At 70.0% G+C, this 13,865-nt stretch carries 15 protein-coding genes and 1 pseudogene; 4 read left to right on the forward strand and 12 right to left on the reverse strand.

Going from position 1 to position 13,865, the window contains the following annotated elements; all coding sequences use genetic code 11:
- Positions 1-42 precede the first annotated feature (42 nt).
- Positions 43-699, reverse strand: coding sequence for an STAS domain-containing protein (locus tag ACVDFE_RS31525; protein WP_458433059.1), 657 nt, complete (start codon positions 697-699; stop codon positions 43-45).
- Positions 700-1,253: 554 nt separating this feature from the next.
- On the opposite strand from ACVDFE_RS31525, the gene ACVDFE_RS31530 reads away from it, so the two are divergent.
- The 3 genes and pseudogenes from ACVDFE_RS31530 to ACVDFE_RS31540 all read left to right on the forward strand — a co-directional run bounded on the left by ACVDFE_RS31530 (position 1,254) and on the right by ACVDFE_RS31540 (position 1,987).
- Positions 1,254-1,535 carry a DUF5994 family protein gene (locus tag ACVDFE_RS31530; RefSeq protein ID WP_458434427.1) on the forward strand — a complete coding sequence of 94 codons (282 nt, stop codon included), beginning with the start codon at positions 1,254-1,256 and terminating at the stop codon, positions 1,533-1,535.
- A pseudogene (locus ACVDFE_RS31535) lies at positions 1,474-1,599 on the forward strand (hypothetical protein); the annotation flags it as partial. The gene ACVDFE_RS31530 and the pseudogene ACVDFE_RS31535, both read left to right, overlap by 62 nt.
- A 49-nt stretch (positions 1,600-1,648) precedes the next feature.
- Complete coding sequence (locus ACVDFE_RS31540; RefSeq protein WP_458434487.1) at positions 1,649-1,987, forward strand: hypothetical protein; 339 nt, start codon at positions 1,649-1,651, stop codon at positions 1,985-1,987.
- 221 nt (positions 1,988-2,208) lie between these two features.
- Here the strand turns inward: ACVDFE_RS31540 and ACVDFE_RS31545 are convergent, their stop codons facing one another.
- On the reverse strand, positions 2,209-2,940 hold the full coding sequence (locus tag ACVDFE_RS31545; protein ID WP_458433061.1) for a hypothetical protein: 732 nt from the start codon (positions 2,938-2,940) through the stop codon (positions 2,209-2,211).
- On the reverse strand, positions 2,937-3,245 hold the full coding sequence (locus ACVDFE_RS31550; protein ID WP_458433062.1) for a transposase: 309 nt from the start codon (positions 3,243-3,245) through the stop codon (positions 2,937-2,939). Before ACVDFE_RS31550 ends, ACVDFE_RS31545 begins: the two co-directional genes overlap by 4 nt.
- A gap of 362 nt (positions 3,246-3,607) precedes the next feature.
- Between ACVDFE_RS31550 and ACVDFE_RS31555 the strand changes: the two genes are divergently transcribed.
- A complete protein-coding gene (locus ACVDFE_RS31555) occupies positions 3,608-4,177 on the forward strand; it encodes a VanZ family protein (protein ID WP_360388123.1) in 570 nt (189 codons plus the stop codon).
- On the opposite strand, the gene ACVDFE_RS31560 is transcribed toward ACVDFE_RS31555, so the two are convergent.
- The 9 genes from ACVDFE_RS31560 to ACVDFE_RS31600 all read right to left on the reverse strand — a co-directional run bounded on the left by ACVDFE_RS31560 (position 4,166) and on the right by ACVDFE_RS31600 (position 13,817).
- Positions 4,166-4,711 (reverse strand): RICIN domain-containing protein, encoded by a 546-nt coding sequence (locus ACVDFE_RS31560; RefSeq protein ID WP_458434428.1) that lies wholly within the window; start codon positions 4,709-4,711, stop codon positions 4,166-4,168. The genes ACVDFE_RS31555 and ACVDFE_RS31560 overlap by 12 nt on opposite strands.
- Positions 4,712-4,953: 242 nt before the next feature.
- Positions 4,954-5,958: a ketoacyl-ACP synthase III family protein gene (locus ACVDFE_RS31565; protein ID WP_458433064.1), complete on the reverse strand. Its 1,005-nt coding sequence runs from the start codon at positions 5,956-5,958 to the stop codon at positions 4,954-4,956.
- Complete coding sequence (locus ACVDFE_RS31570) at positions 5,955-7,181, reverse strand: cytochrome P450 (protein ID WP_458433065.1); 1,227 nt, start codon at positions 7,179-7,181, stop codon at positions 5,955-5,957. Before ACVDFE_RS31570 ends, ACVDFE_RS31565 begins: the two co-directional genes overlap by 4 nt.
- Positions 7,182-7,185: 4 nt before the next feature.
- Positions 7,186-8,901 carry an AMP-binding protein gene (locus tag ACVDFE_RS31575; RefSeq protein ID WP_458433066.1) on the reverse strand — a complete coding sequence of 572 codons (1,716 nt, stop codon included), beginning with the start codon at positions 8,899-8,901 and terminating at the stop codon, positions 7,186-7,188.
- A 154-nt stretch (positions 8,902-9,055) separates the two neighbouring features.
- Positions 9,056-9,316 carry an acyl carrier protein gene (locus ACVDFE_RS31580; RefSeq protein ID WP_360388099.1) on the reverse strand — a complete coding sequence of 87 codons (261 nt, stop codon included), beginning with the start codon at positions 9,314-9,316 and terminating at the stop codon, positions 9,056-9,058.
- A 215-nt stretch (positions 9,317-9,531) separates the two neighbouring features.
- On the reverse strand, positions 9,532-10,620 hold the full coding sequence (locus ACVDFE_RS31585; protein WP_458433068.1) for a GRAS family protein: 1,089 nt from the start codon (positions 10,618-10,620) through the stop codon (positions 9,532-9,534).
- An 85-nt stretch (positions 10,621-10,705) separates the two neighbouring features.
- The gene (locus ACVDFE_RS31590) at positions 10,706-11,842 is read right to left on the reverse strand and encodes a 2-oxo acid dehydrogenase subunit E2 (protein ID WP_458433069.1); all 1,137 of its coding nucleotides are present in this window, start codon (positions 11,840-11,842) and stop codon (positions 10,706-10,708) included.
- Positions 11,839-12,852, reverse strand: coding sequence for an alpha-ketoacid dehydrogenase subunit beta (locus ACVDFE_RS31595; protein ID WP_360388090.1), 1,014 nt, complete (start codon positions 12,850-12,852; stop codon positions 11,839-11,841). Before ACVDFE_RS31595 ends, ACVDFE_RS31590 begins: the two co-directional genes overlap by 4 nt.
- The gene (locus ACVDFE_RS31600) at positions 12,849-13,817 is read right to left on the reverse strand and encodes a thiamine pyrophosphate-dependent dehydrogenase E1 component subunit alpha (RefSeq protein ID WP_360388087.1); all 969 of its coding nucleotides are present in this window, start codon (positions 13,815-13,817) and stop codon (positions 12,849-12,851) included. The genes ACVDFE_RS31595 and ACVDFE_RS31600 overlap by 4 nt, the downstream gene beginning before the upstream one ends.
- Positions 13,818-13,865: the final 48 nt, after the last annotated feature.

Raw genomic sequence — 13,865 nt, forward strand, 5'->3', positions numbered from 1 at the left:
CGTCCAGGTAGACGACGTTGTTGATGATGCTGGTTTCTGAGGTCACACCGGGGATGGTGCACGGTGCCCCGTGCGTGGCCGCGGCAGGATGCCGTCATCGTCAACGGATCGACCGATGATCTGCGCGGCGACCTCGGTCATGCGCAGCCGGGCGTGTTCGACGTCGGGGCAGACGTCGAACACGCTGTCCAGTCCGGTGATCGTCAGTGGCCGCAACACCACGCGTGTACATGCGACCAGACACATCCTGATGCCCGCCGTCTCCGCAGCTTCCCTGGCAGCGACCAGGACGGTGATACCGGCTGCACCGAAGAAGGTCACTTCGGTGAGGTCTACCACCAGTTGTGGGCAAGTGGGTCGCACGTGATCGAGGAGACGATCACGCAGCAGCGGGCTGCTGGACGAGTCCACCTCGCCGCACACCGCGAGTACGACCGCATCGGGCGGGGCAGGGCACACCGTGACGGTCAGAACCTCCCCATCTGGCTGGAAGTCTGGCCGGACAGCAGCTGCGCGTGCCGGACGGCCCGTCGACACGTGTTGGAGGAGGGGTGTCATGGGGACATCTCCTTGATCGGGCAACGTTGCGCCTGCCCGGTTGCTTGTGAGGCGGACGGTCGAGCGCACCACGGAGGCCCAGTCACGCTCGTCGAAGATCCAGATCACTCTGGCTGAAATGTCGATCTGACCGTGCAACACGTCGTGCCGGGCACAAGCGGGAGCGGATCGCCAGCGGCCGGACGTTCGCGGACACAGCAGTCACGTGATTGTTCCATTGGGACTGTCTGGAAAGGCCTGCGCTGTGTCCCTGGTCGTGAGCGCGAGGATCCGGTCGATCATCAGGTCGGCTTCCGCCGCGCTGAACAGGCCCAGCCCGACCGTGTGCTGGACGGACGCGACCGTGCTCCGGCGGGGTTCCGCGATCCCCGCGACCGCGCCGTGGTAGCGGGAAGCTGATCAAGACGCGCCATGGGAATTCCCCCGGTCGGATGTCGTCATGCCGGGGTCCAGGGCACTTTCTGGGAACGATACTCCCTTGTCCGGACAACGTTCGATCATCGCGTGCCCCGGTGCCGGCCGGCCGCACACGCGCAAGACGCCCGGCCGTGTGCACGGCACGTCGTGTTCGTCCCCTTACCGGCGCTGCCTGAGGGTTCTCGGCGTGGGCTGAGGGCACCGGAGGCGAAGGAGGGACGGCGGTGTCGTTGGTGCCGCCTCAGGCGCAGGAGCGATCACCGGCGCCCACTCATCGGGTGAACCGGAGACAGGAGCGTCGCGATGGTCTCGGATCAGCTCAGTCCCCCCGCACGGCACCGGCTGACCGGCGCGGTCTCGCGTTGCGCTTGCAGTTGAAACCGCCTGGGGCGGCACTCGGGCCCGTCGACGGCGGCTGGTGGCCGTGGTCGGACGAGCTGGCAGCCGAGCTCCCCGTGCTGGTCACCGCGCTCGGCGCACGGCTCGGTCCGGTCAACCGTGTGTCATACCGTCTCGACACCTGGACCACAGTGGCAAGGAAAACACCCGTCGACGGTTGAATGGTCCGGTTCGAAGGCTTCCGATCGATCGATCGACCCGCACACCGTCGTGGTGATCGGGTCCGATCACCGGCGGGTCAGCCTGCTCGTCGTGCCGCCTGGCGTCCCGGAGGGTGCGGCACGCGTCCGCCACCGGCCACGACTCGACCGCGAGCGTCGCGGCCATCCTGGCTGGCAACGGCGTGCCGCTGGACGCCCACCACCTCAGCCCTGTGCTCATCTCCAGGACCCGCCAGGCTGAGCCGGCGGAAGAACGCTGGGAAACCGAAGGCGGACATCTGGTGACCAGGAAGCAGCCAGCCGAGAACCGGACGCTGTTCAGGGTGACGATCGGCGGGACTTCCGCTGCGGACTTCGCTCAGCAGACTCGCACCCTGTCGCCGTGGCGATCAGCGACGCGAAACGGTATCGCTACCAGCGTGCTCGGCGTAGGTTCGAGGGTGACCGGGTGACCTCCCGGCTCCACCAGGTGTTGTTACGTTGGCCCGGACCCCGCTGACACGCGCCAGGGTCGACGGGACGTGGACGCCATGCCGAACGCCTTCAGTGCCGCTGACAGCTCGGACGGCCCGCCGCAGGGTGGGTTCCAGTTGCCGTCCGCTGATCTGCCACGCCTGGAGCTGGAGAAACTGCTCGACGAGGTGTCGGCGCGGGCGCAGGACGTGCTCGCCACTCAGGGCCGGTTGCGGCAGCTGTTGCACGCGCACGCCGTAGTGGCCAGTGACCTGAGCCTGCAAGCGGTGCTGCAGCACGTCGTGACCTCGGCACGGGAGTTGCTGGAGGCCCGCTGCGCGGCGCTTGGTGTGATCGGCGAACACGGCCTGCTCGACGAGTTCGTCCATGTCGGCATGGACGAAAACACCGTGGAGCGAATCGGGGAGCTACCCTGCGGCAGGGGGAGCGCGGCGACGGCGAGACGGGACTTCATCCGTGAGTCGATGGAGTAGCCCACGATCCGGTTGGAACAGGCGTCCTTGACCGTGCAGAGATACAGCTTTCCTTCGGCGGTGTGGTGTTCGGTGATGTAGGCCAGCCACAACCGGTTCGGCGCGGCGGCGGTGAAGTCGCGGCGGATCAGGTCGTCGTGGACCGGCGGGCCGGTCTTCTTGCCGTTGCGGCCGCGTTTCTTGCCGAACGCGCTCCACCAGCCCATGGACGAGCAGATCCGCCACGCGGTCCGGTCCGCCATCGCCACGCCGGCGTCGCGGGCCTCGTCGGCCAGGAACCGGTAGCCGAACTCCGGATCGTCGCGGTGCGCGTCGAACAACACGTTCGCCCGATAGGCCCGCCCGAGTTCTGTGTCGGTGACCGGCTGGGCACGCCAGCGGTAGTACGGCTGTCGAGCGATGTTCACGACCCGGCACGTCACCGCGACCGGGATACCGTCGGCGGCGAGCTCGTTCACGAGCGGGTAGAGCCTTTTCCCGGCAGGTTCGCCTGGGACAAGTACGCCGTCGCCCGGCGCAGGACCTCGTTCTCCTGTTCCAGCAGCTTGATCCGCTTGCGCGCCTCCCGCGGCTCCGCTGACTCGGCCCTGCTCGCACCGGGCTTGGTGCCTTCCTCGACCTCGGCTTGCCGCAGCCACGTGAACAAGGTCATCGGGTGAACCCCGAAGCCCTTCGCGATCTGCTCGACGGTCACGCCGGGCTCGCGGTCACGGGCGACCCGCACGACATCGTCGCGGAACTCCCGGGGGTGGGGCTTGGGCACAGCGACATCTTCCCAGCTCACCATCACGGCAAGCCAACTCAGATGTCACCTGTCGGTGCAGCAGACCCTGTACTGGTGATGACGGGTTCTGCTGTGGACGGGGAGTCGGTGTGCCGGGCGTCGACATTGCGACGCCAGGGGATCTCGTTCTGGCGCGACCAGCTTTCGCACGTCGGACAGCATTTCGACTCGCAGAAAGCACGCGCAACACGATCGGGTGCCCATTCGAGACGGTGGATTTGCTGAAAGGGAGGAAATTTGCGCAATGAGGGAGTCGGTGGCAGGATGCGCGGTCGCCCGCAGGGCGATCGTCGCTGATGATCCAAGGCCGTGCGGTGAATCCTGAAAGGACTTGATGCCGGGTGGACGTGTTCGATCCTGTGCCGGTGCTTCCGGTGGTGGTTCCCTTGGCGGCGGTGGCCTTCCTGGCGTTGCTGTGGGTCCTGCACCGTCGTGGCCGTCTAACGGTGCCGCGTGCCGGTGTCGCTCTCGCGCTCTGCGTGTACGTCGCCGGAGTCGTTGCGAACACGGTGTTCCCGATCTACCTGAGCGCGCCGGCGACGGAAGCGCGATGGAAGGTCTACTTCGGACTGGTCGACGGCTACGACGTGGGTGACGCGGTGACGAACATCCTGGTGTTCATGCCTGTGGGCATGATCGTGCCGCTACTTCTGGCCACACCTTCGTGGTGGCGTGTGCTAGTCGCGTCAACGGCATTCAGCGCGGTGATCGAGTTGAGCCAGTTCTTCACCGGCAACCTCTGGGGCGGTGGCCACCTGGCCGACGTGAACGATCTGCTCTTCAACGTGGTCGGCGGTGTGCTGGGGTACGGCGTGTTCTCCCTGCTGACTCGAGTGCCGGCCCTCGCCGCTTTCATCGACCTGTTCCGCTGGAGCGACCCGCGTCCTGTGGTCAGTTCGTCATCGCGGTGACCGGTCGAACCGGCGGCGGATGTCCAGCAGGTGGTGCCGCAGCTCGTGCAACGTGTGCACCGCCGGCCCAGCGCACAGAATGCTCGACCGCTTCCGGGTGCGAAACGGGGAGCATGCGCTCCCAGTCACCGGGCTCGAGCAGGTCCAGCACCCGCGCGAACATCGCGGTGAAGTCCATGAGCCGGTGTGCGACGTCGCCGGAATCCGAGCCCTGGCGCGGCAGGTCCTGGCCGGGTTGTCCGACGACGACCTCGACGATGTCCTGCAGGTCATCGCAGAGTTGTTGTTGACCAGCTGGTGGTAGCCGCCGTCCACCGGCTTCAGCCGCCACTGCTGGCTCGCCGCGTCAGGGCTGCGCTGCTCCTGCTGAATCCGGACGCCGTCCGCTCCCGCCACGTCCAGCGCGTTGCCGCTGCGCACCGACACGAACCGGTAGTACGCACCGGCGTCGACGGCCACCGGCTCCGAGTCGCCCCACACCACCCCGAGGTACGCACCGGCCAGCGCCGACACCCCCAGCGCCGCGGTGATCACCGTCAACCGGCCGCGGTGGTGCTTGCGTCCCGCGGTCCACCGGCCCGGCGGTCCGCAGTGGACCCGGTCTTGCTCATAGCAGCGCTCCTTGAGTCTGCCGTGCCTTGGCACGGCACCGAGATCGGTGATCGTCTTCCGACCTACGTGCAAGTTGCCGCTGCTGCGGGAAAGGTTTCCGCCGAATCCGGAATCCTCGTGGACCTGCGCACCACGAGACCGGCCAGTCGGTGTCGCCGTCCCGGCTACTCGCGTTCGACGACGATCGCGCAGGCGGTCGCTCCGGCGCCCGTGCCGATCAGGAGCGCGCACTCACCGGCTCCCAGCAGGTCACCCGCCAGGACGTCAGCCAGGTTCGCCGGCAGGTCCCCGGCCCCGAGGTGCCCGGTGTCCGCCCCGAACGCGCGGTAGCGGTCGCGCAGCGCACGTGGCAGGGCACGTCGCACGACCTGGTCCGTCACCTGCGCACCCAGCCGGTTCGACGAGACGAGTGCGATGCGGTCGCGGGCCGTGTCCTCGTCCCCCAGACCGGCGTCGGTCAGCGCGGTGCCGACGGCCTCCTGGATCACCTCGCGGGAGCCCTTCAGGTTCGCCGCGAACCCGAGCGCGTCCTCCTGGGGACCGGAGACCGGCTCGGGCAGCGGGCGGAACGGGTGGAAGGCCGGGAAGGTCTCCTCGAGCTGCGGGCGGCCCGCCGAGCCGACGGAGCGGATGATCAGCGGGCCCTCGTCGCGGCCCAGCAGAACGGCGGTCGCGCCGTCCCCGAAGACGGTGGCGGGAGCCGTTCGCCACCGGTCGTACGGGAGCGCGCTGAAGTTGCCCGCGGTGGTGCACAACGCGTGCCGGACGCTGTCGTCCGCCTGCATCAAAGTGGTGGCCCAGCCGATTCCCGCGGCACCGCCGTTCGACATCTGCGCCAGCCCGATCGCGACCGCCCTGGACGCGCCGAGCACCCTGGCGAGCCGGTGCGCGGGCGACCAGGGGTCTTCCTCTCCCGGAGTCATGCCCGCGTAGGTGACGAGGTCGATCTCAGCGGGATGCACGCCGTGGTCGCCGAGGCACTGCCGGGCTGCCTGCCACCCCATCCACCAGGCGGGTACCGCGGCGCCGACCGGCACCTCGGAGCACGCGGCCCCGGCGGCCTGTTCCGCGGTGACCGCTCCCGCTGCGACGGCACTCGCCGCCGGGTAGCGCTCGTCGGGCAGCCACGTCGTCGCAGCGCTGATCCGGACGGTGCGCTCGACCCTCATGCCGGTCGCTCGTCGGGTCGAAGGCGGACCGGGACGGAGAACAGGGTGCGGTCACCCAGGTTCGTCGTCCAGCGCAGGTCTTCGAGCGGGACGGCGAGGGACAGCCGCGGGAACCGCGCGAACAGCGCGGGGAGCGCGGTGTTCGCCGTGGTCAGTGCCAACGGCGCACCCGCGCAGAAGTGCGGGCCGTGCCCGAAGCCGATGTGACCGGTGTTGCCGGGGCGGGGCACGACGAGCTGATCCGCGTCCGGGTAGGCCGACGGATCGCGGTTGGCGGCGGCGACCACCACGAGAACGGTGGCGTCGCGCGGGATCGTGACCCCGCCCACCTCCACGTCCTCGGCGGCGAACCGCCAGGTCGCACACGGCGTCGGCGGGTACCGGCGCAAGACCTCCGCGAGCACCGCCGAGCACGACGCCGGACCGGCCGTGATCGCTTCGAGCAGGTCTTCCCTGGTGGACGCCAGAGCGGCGGTGTGAGCCAGCAGCGTCGTGGAGGTCGTGGTCCCGGCGAACACGGTCAGGGCGACCATCGACATCACCTCGGCCAGGCTGAGCCTGCCGCCGGGGTGGTAGTCGCGGAAAGCCAGCTTCAGCAACGTGTCGGTGCCGGGGAACCGGTCGTGGTCGTCGATCGCCTCCAGGATGAGCTGTTGCTGCGCGTCCGCGGCTTCCCGCGCCTCCGCGCTCCGCGGATCTGCGTCCGCGACGACTGTTCGCACAGCGGGGAGCAACCGGTCGAGGAGGGACTTCTCGATTCCGATGACCTCGCTCATCACCGACGTCAGCACCGGCCCGGCGAACGCGGTCACCAGGTCGGGCGCTGTCGCTGCGGCCAGGGTGTCGAGGCTGGTCGCGACGATCTCGGTGATCCGCTGACGGCGCCGGTCGACGGCCTTCGGAGCCAGGCACCTGGTGAGCAGCTCCCGCAGGCGGCGGTGGTCGGCTCCGTCGGTGTTCAGCACGTGCCGGCCCAGCACCGCGTAGCTGTCCTCGGGGTGCCTGCCCCCGTCGAACAGGTGGGCGGGATCGGACAGCGTCGCCGGGTCCTTCCTCAGCCGGCTGTCCAGCAGGACGGCTTTCGCCTCGGCGTAGCGGGCCACGACCCAGACCCGGAGCCCGGTCGACAGCACGACCTGCTGAACCGCGTCTCCTCGAACCAGCGCGGCCAGCATCGAGTCGTTGTCGGTCTGGTTCGGACTCAGCGCGAAGACGCGGGACACCGGGTCACACCCCGCTGTCGGCGAAGAGCCGCTCGCGCACCTCACCACGACGCCACTTCCCGCTGCTGGTCCGCGGCAGCCACCCCCGCGCGACGAGCCGGACGTCGACGTCGGCCAGCCCGACCTCATCGGCGATCCGGGCACGGATGCCGGCGACCAAGGCGGCCTGGTCGTCGGTCTGCGTCTCCGCCACGACGACCATGCGCTCACGGGACACGTCCGCCACGACGACCACGTGACGCTGGTAGACGCCGTCGAGGTCGCGGACTGCCGTCTCCACGTCGTGGGCGTGGAAGTTCCGGCCGGCCACCACGATCATGTCACTTCGCCGGCCGGAGACGTAGAGCTCACCGCCGAGCACGAACCCGGTGTCCTGCGTGCGGAACCAGCCGTCCCGGATCGCGGCGTCGGTGGCGGCGCGGTCGTCGAGGTAGCCGCGCAGCATGTTCGCCCCCCGTGCTTCGATCTCACCGAAGTGCCCTTCGCCCAGCACCCCGCCCGCGCCGTCAGTGATCCGGAACTCGACGCCGGGGAAGGCGGGACCCTGCGACACGACGGGCACCGCACCGGGTTCTGGGCCGTCGTGGACCACCACCCGGCCACCGTCCCGCAGTGACGCCCGGTCGACGTGGACGACCTTCGCGACACGGCCGGCGGGTTGCAGCGAGATCCCCACGCAGAACTCCGCCGCACCGTAGCCCGGCGTCATGACGGTCGGGCGGGCGCCGAGCGGGCCGAGCAGTTCGTCGAACCGCCGCAGCGTCGAGGAGGCAACGGGTTCACCGGCGTTGATCGCGGCCTTCCACCCGGTGAGGTCGATGCCGTCGAGCCGCCCGGCCGCGGCCGCGTCGAGGATGCGGTCGTAGGCGAAGTTCGGGCCGGTGAAGAACGCGATGCGCTGGTCGGCGAAGTACCGGAGGGTTTCCGCGGTGCGCCGGACGAACGTCACGGGGCTGAACATGTGCAGGTCGCTGCCGGTCACCAGGTGGGTCAGCAGCGTCACGAGTCCGAAGTCGTGGAACAGCGGCACCCACACCATCGCGGCGTCCCCGTCCTCCACACCGCCCCGCTCCGCTGTGCCCAGCACGCTGGCCACCAGGGCACCGTGTTCGATCATCGCCCCCTTGGGCGAGGAGGTGCTCCCGGAGCTGAACTGCACCACGGCCAGGTCCTGCGGTTTCGGTGTCGCGGACCGCGGGACTTCCGGCTGCGGTGCGCAGTCGGCGATGCGCACCACCGCGACGTCCGGGTACCGCTCCTGCACGGCGGCAGCGAACTCGTCGAACGGCGGTCCCACCAGGACGCACCGGAGGTCCGCGCTGCGGACCAGCGCGTCCATCCGTTCCAGAGCGGACTCCAGTCCCCCTGCGAACGACGGCACGGGAATCGGCACCGCCGCGACGTTCGCGGCGAACACCCCGAAGAGCGCGGAGACGAACTCCGGCGACGTCGCGGCGAGGATTCCCACCCGGTGGCCGGGCCGGTCGTCCAGACCCGCGCGGCGCAGTTCCGCAGCGACCCCGTACGCCCGTGCCGGGATCTCCCGGTGGGCCAGCGAGGTGTTCAGCTCCGGGAAGACCAGCTCCCCGGCCGTCCGCTGCGCGAGGACCGGCAGCAGGTCGGCCATGGTGCGGAGCTCCTGGGTTTCGGCGAGCCAGCGGAGTCCCGGCTTTTCGTTCCGTGAACCGGGAGGGGTGGCCGTGTCGACTTCCAGCCCCATTGGACTTTCCTCCACCTGGTCCCGATGTGCCGTCACGACGGTGCGAACGCCGGTTCACCGTAGGAAGGACGCAGGGTGTCGACCATCTCCTGTTCCGATAAACGGAACGACCGCGAAGTCCGGGCCCGGATCACGCACGGCGGCCGCGAACCGGTCAGCGCGCCCCGGAGGAGCGGATCCCGGCTTCGACCAGGTTCGCCAGATCGGCCACGGTCCGCACCCGCACCAGGGTGTCGGGGTCCAGTTCGAGGGCGAACTCGTCCTCGATGGCGGTGACCGCGGTGAGCAGCCGCAGCGAGCTGGCGTTCTCGAGGTGGGTGAGCTGTGCGTCGAGGGCGATCTCGGCGACGGGCACGTCGAGCGCGGCCGACAGGTGGCCGACCACCACTCGCGCGAGGTCATCGGGTGACGTCATTCGGACATCCTCTCGGCTGCAACCGGCCGCGCCTGGAAAGGCGGCATCTCCCGAACGACGCTATCAGCGAGGTTCAGCTGTGCAGCTCCGTTCTTCTCGTGCCGCCCTCCACAGCAGATGGTGAACCGCAGGACCCGCAGCGGCTCTTCTCCGGACGTTCAGGTGGACGGCCCTCACCGTCCACACTGGACATCCCGGTCAGGCGCCGGTGTGCCTCATCCGGCAGGACGCGCGCCGATGACCGAGCAGACCGTGGTGCCGCGATAACCGAGCCGGACCTGCTCGGGCAGGACGCGCACCGTGAAGTCCTCGGGGAGCGGGTGTGCCTGGAGCCCCGGGGCGTCACCGTAGGGCTCGAAGCCGCAGCGGCGCAGCCGGGTGATCCAGGTGGCGGCCGGCTCGTGCCGCTCGAAGCGCTGGTCGTCGGTGCGCGAGCCGACGATGTTCATGATCTCGCGGGCGAAGAACGTCTTCATGTGGTCCTTCTCCTGCTGGGTGGCCGGAGCGGCCTCGATGGCGCGCAGGATGGTGCCGAAGAACCGCCACGAGTTGAAGAACCGCTGCGGGAAGGACACCTCGTGGTGGTCGGTGTCGAACTCGTTCAGCACCAGCCCGCACGGGTTCAGCTCGCGCAACCGCTGGAAGAACTCGTCCCTGGCGTCGTGACCCGGGCTCGGGTCCTGCATGTGGTGCAGCGCGAGAGAAGCGTTGACCACCAAGGGGACGTCGATGTGGGACAGGCCCATCCAGTCGGCGTCGTCGAGGTCCTCCGCCACCTTCGCCACGGGGCGGAAGTCCAGCTCGACACCGTGCTCGGCCGCAACCTGCCGCAGGGTGCGCTCGGCCGTGGCCAGGCTCTCCCGGTCGGGGTCGACACCGATGACCGTGCAGCGGCGCAGTCCCGGGTTGCCGGTCGCGAGACCGCGCAGCAGCGCGCTCTCCTGGCGGCCGTGCCCGATGCCGACCGACATCAGGGCGAAGTCCTCGGCGGTGCCCACCTGCCCGGCGAGCAGCTCGTTGACGACCCGGCTCGTGTCCATGAACGGCAGGTGGGTGGTGAGCAGGTAGTACAGGTCGATCTGCGGCTGGTCGTAGTCCTGCCGGTACAGGTTGGTCTCCGAGGGGCTGCCGTGCTCCTCGACCCGGTTGACCAGTGCGGCCCGGTAGAACTCGTACGCCGCGTCCTGCGGCCGCACCTCGGGCCCGAGCAACTTCTGCAGGGTCTCCAGCGCAGGACGGGCCTGCGCGGAGCGGCCGGCGTGGACGTGGGCGACGGCGTCGCACAGCAGGGCGAACTTCTCCATCGGGCAGCAGCTCCTCGGGACTGACCAGAACTTCTCGGCATGGCTGTCATCACCGGCGGCATCCGAATGCCGCCGACGGGCTTCTTCACGGGGTGGCGGCCGCGAGGGCGGCCGGTGCCTCCAGGGCTCGTTTGAGGTCACCGAGGAAGACCATCGCGTCACGGCCGTTGACCACGCGGTGGTCGTAGACCAGACCGAGGTGGGCGAACCGGCGGGCTTCCGGCCTGCCCTGCTGGTCGAGGACGAGCTGTTCGTCGATGCCGCCCAGGGAGAGCGCGCAGGTCTGGCCGGGGAAGACGATGGGGGTGGCGAAGACCACGCCGTCGGTGGTGTGCGGGGCGATCAGGATGTTGGCGCCGGTGAGCTCGTCGGCCCGGAAGGTGCCGCGGGCGGCCTTGTCGCGGAACTCGGTGATCAGGTCGGCGATCCGGGTGACGCCCAGCGCGGCGGTGTTGTGCACGACCGGGGTGTACAGGCCCTTTCCGGCGTCCACGGCCACCGCGACGTGCGCGCTGGCGGCGGGCTGGACGGTGCCGTCGTCGAGGAGCCGGGTGAACAGGCTCGGGTGTGCCGGGAGCTGGTCCGCCACCGCCTTGACGAGCAGGCCGACCAGGGAGACGACGCTGCCGGTGCGCCGGCGCAGTTGCCGGGCGAGGTCCTGGGCCTGGCCGACGTCGACCTTGGCGTAGGCGGCGGCGGCCGGGATGGTGCGCATCGACTCGGTGACCACGGCGCTCACCGCCCGTTGCTGCGCCGACAGCCGTTGGCCGGTGGGGGCATCGGCTTGTGCGGGGCTGGGCAGCAGCGCTTCGACGTCGGCTGCGCGGATCACGGTGCGGCCCAGTCCGCGCAGGTCGTCGTCGGTCAGGCCGTGCTGGTCCGCGAGGGCGCGCGCCGCCTTGGTGAGCGTCAGACCGGCACCGGTGGCCGGCTCCGGCGGTGCCGCGGGGGCGGCGGCCGGTGCGGAGAGGTAGGCGCGGTGCTCGTCCGCGGAGGCGAAGAGGTGGGCGACGGTCTGACCGGGGCGGCAGTCCGCGCCGTCCGCGACGAGGGTGTGGAGGATGCCGTCGGCGGTGCTGTCGATCTCCTCCTGGGCCTTGGAGGTCTCGACCACCACCAGCGGCTGCCCCTTCTCGACGCGTGCGCCGTGCTCGGCGAGCCACTCGACCAGGACGTAGCCCGCGTCGTTGGTGTTGAGGGTGGGCAGCTTGACGCTGATCACTGGGAGGCCTCCGTGAGGGCGCGGCGCAGTGCGGGCGCCTGGAGCAGGACGGTGTGCTCCAGGTGGGCGGCGGTGGGGATGACGCTCGGCCGGGCGCTGAGCAGCAGCACGGGCTGGGCCAGCCGGTGCCACAGGTGCTGGTGCAGCTGCTGGGCGAGCATCTCGCCCCAGGTGCCACCGGCCGCGCTGTCCTCGGCGACGCAGATGCGGCGGGCGCGGGACAACGTCTCCAGCAGCGGTTCGACGGTGAACGGGTGGAGCCGGGAGGGCACCAGCAGCTCGCAGGTGACCTCTTCCTCCAGCAGCAGGGTGCGCATGGCGGCGACGGCTCGCTCGGTCAGGCCGCCGGGGGCCAGGATGATCCAGTCCGGGTCGGCGCAGTCCACGGGGAACACGCGCGCGGTCCGGCTCGGGTCGTCGAGCAGCTCGTACCGGAACAGGTCGTCGACGATCCCGCCCTGGTGCATCGTGCGGGCGTAGAGCGTCTTGTCCTCGAACAACATGCAGGGCTGCTCGCTGGAGAGCATGGCGGTGAGGACGTCCGCGTTGTCGTGGAACGGCGACATCTCGTGCAGGCTGAGCGCGGGGATGCCGATGAAGTGCTTCTGCAGGCTCTGGCTGTGGGTCGGCCCGTAGCCGCGGTTGCCGCCGGTGGGACAGCGGACCACCATGCTCATCGGAACGGTGCGCCCGTACATCGACACGGACTTGCTGGCGAAGTTCAGGAGCTGGTCGAAGGCGAGCGCGGCGAAGTCGGAGAACATCATCTCCACGACCGGGTGGTTGCCGGTCAGCGCGAGCCCCGCGGCGACGCCCACGATGCCGCCCTCGCTGATCGGCGAGGAGATCACGCGTTCCGGGTGGCGGTCCGACAGGCCGCGGGTGGCCTTGAAGGCGCCGCCGTACGGGTCGGCGACGTCCTCGCCGATGACGTAGGCGCGGGGGTCGTCGTCGAGGAGCGCGTGCAGGGCCCGGTTGAGGTTGCCGATCACCCGTTCCGGCCTCGTCACGAGTGCTCCCAGCGGGACGCGGGGCGGGCCTGGACCTCGCGCACGACCTCGGCGATCGCCTGTCGCTGGTTCCGGTCGGCCACGGCGAACTGCTCCGGGTGCTGCGCTTCGTACCGGCGGTACCAGTCGTGCTCGGCCGCGTGCCGCATCACCTCGGCGGGGCGGGAGTCGTCTCCCTTGCTGTGCGGGCCCACCCGGTTCGTGCTGAACTCCACCACCAGGGGCTGGTGCCGGGTGCGGACGTCGTCGACCAGGCCGGACAGCTCCCGGCGCACCACGGCGACGTCGTGAGAGGTGACGTGGTGGTGGCGGATGCCGAAGGCCGCCGCACGCGCCTGGATGGTGCCGGCCATCTGCTGCTCGGTCGGGGTGGACTGGGCGATCCTGTTGTTCTCGACCACGACCAGCAGGGGCAGCCCCCACAACTGGGCCATGTTCAGCGCCTCGTACACCGCGCCTTCGCCCCACGTGCCGTCGCCGACGTGCACCACCGCGATCCGTCCTGGCTCGGTCCGCCGCAGGTGCAGGGCGACCCCCGCGGCCACCGGCAGGCTCTCGCCCTGCACGCCGGTGGACAGGTAGCGGTCGCGGAGGATGTGCTGGCTGCCGCCCACGCCGTTGCACACAGCGCCCTCGCGTCCCATGATCTCCGCCAGCAGGCCGTGCGGGTCGCGGAAGCGGGCCAGGTAGTGGCCGTGGCCGCGGTGGTTGCTGAAGACGTGGTCGCCCTCGTCCAGCAGTGCGTAGAGCGCGACGGGGATGTACTCCTGCCCCAGGCAGGTGTGCGTGGTGCCGTGCAGCAGACCCTGCGAGAACAGCTCCAGCAGGGCCAGTTCGAAGTGCCGGATCATCAGCAGGGTGTCGAGGTCCTCGGCCGCCAGCCGCGACAGGGGTTCCGCGCCCGCCCGGGGCTGAGGCAGCACGGTGGTGCTGCCGCCGACGAGCGGGGGTGCTGTGCTGGCCACATTCGTCTCCCAGTGCGATTCAACGAACAACAGCATTCGAACAAAGGT

The organism is Lentzea chajnantorensis, assembly GCF_054300775.1.

Bases quoted from the DNA above. Each gene is read 5' to 3' on its own strand.
- ACVDFE_RS31585 (WP_458433068.1), bottom strand. From the start codon at position 10,620: ATGGAGAAGTTCGCCCTGCTGTGCGACGCCGTCGCCCACGTCCACGCC.
- ACVDFE_RS31580 (WP_360388099.1), bottom strand. From the start codon at position 9,316: ATGACGTCACCCGATGACCTCGCGCGAGTGGTGGTCGGCCACCTGTCG.
- ACVDFE_RS31575 (WP_458433066.1), bottom strand. From the start codon at position 8,901: ATGGGGCTGGAAGTCGACACGGCCACCCCTCCCGGTTCACGGAACGAA.
- ACVDFE_RS31565 (WP_458433064.1), bottom strand. From the start codon at position 5,958: ATGAGGGTCGAGCGCACCGTCCGGATCAGCGCTGCGACGACGTGGCTG.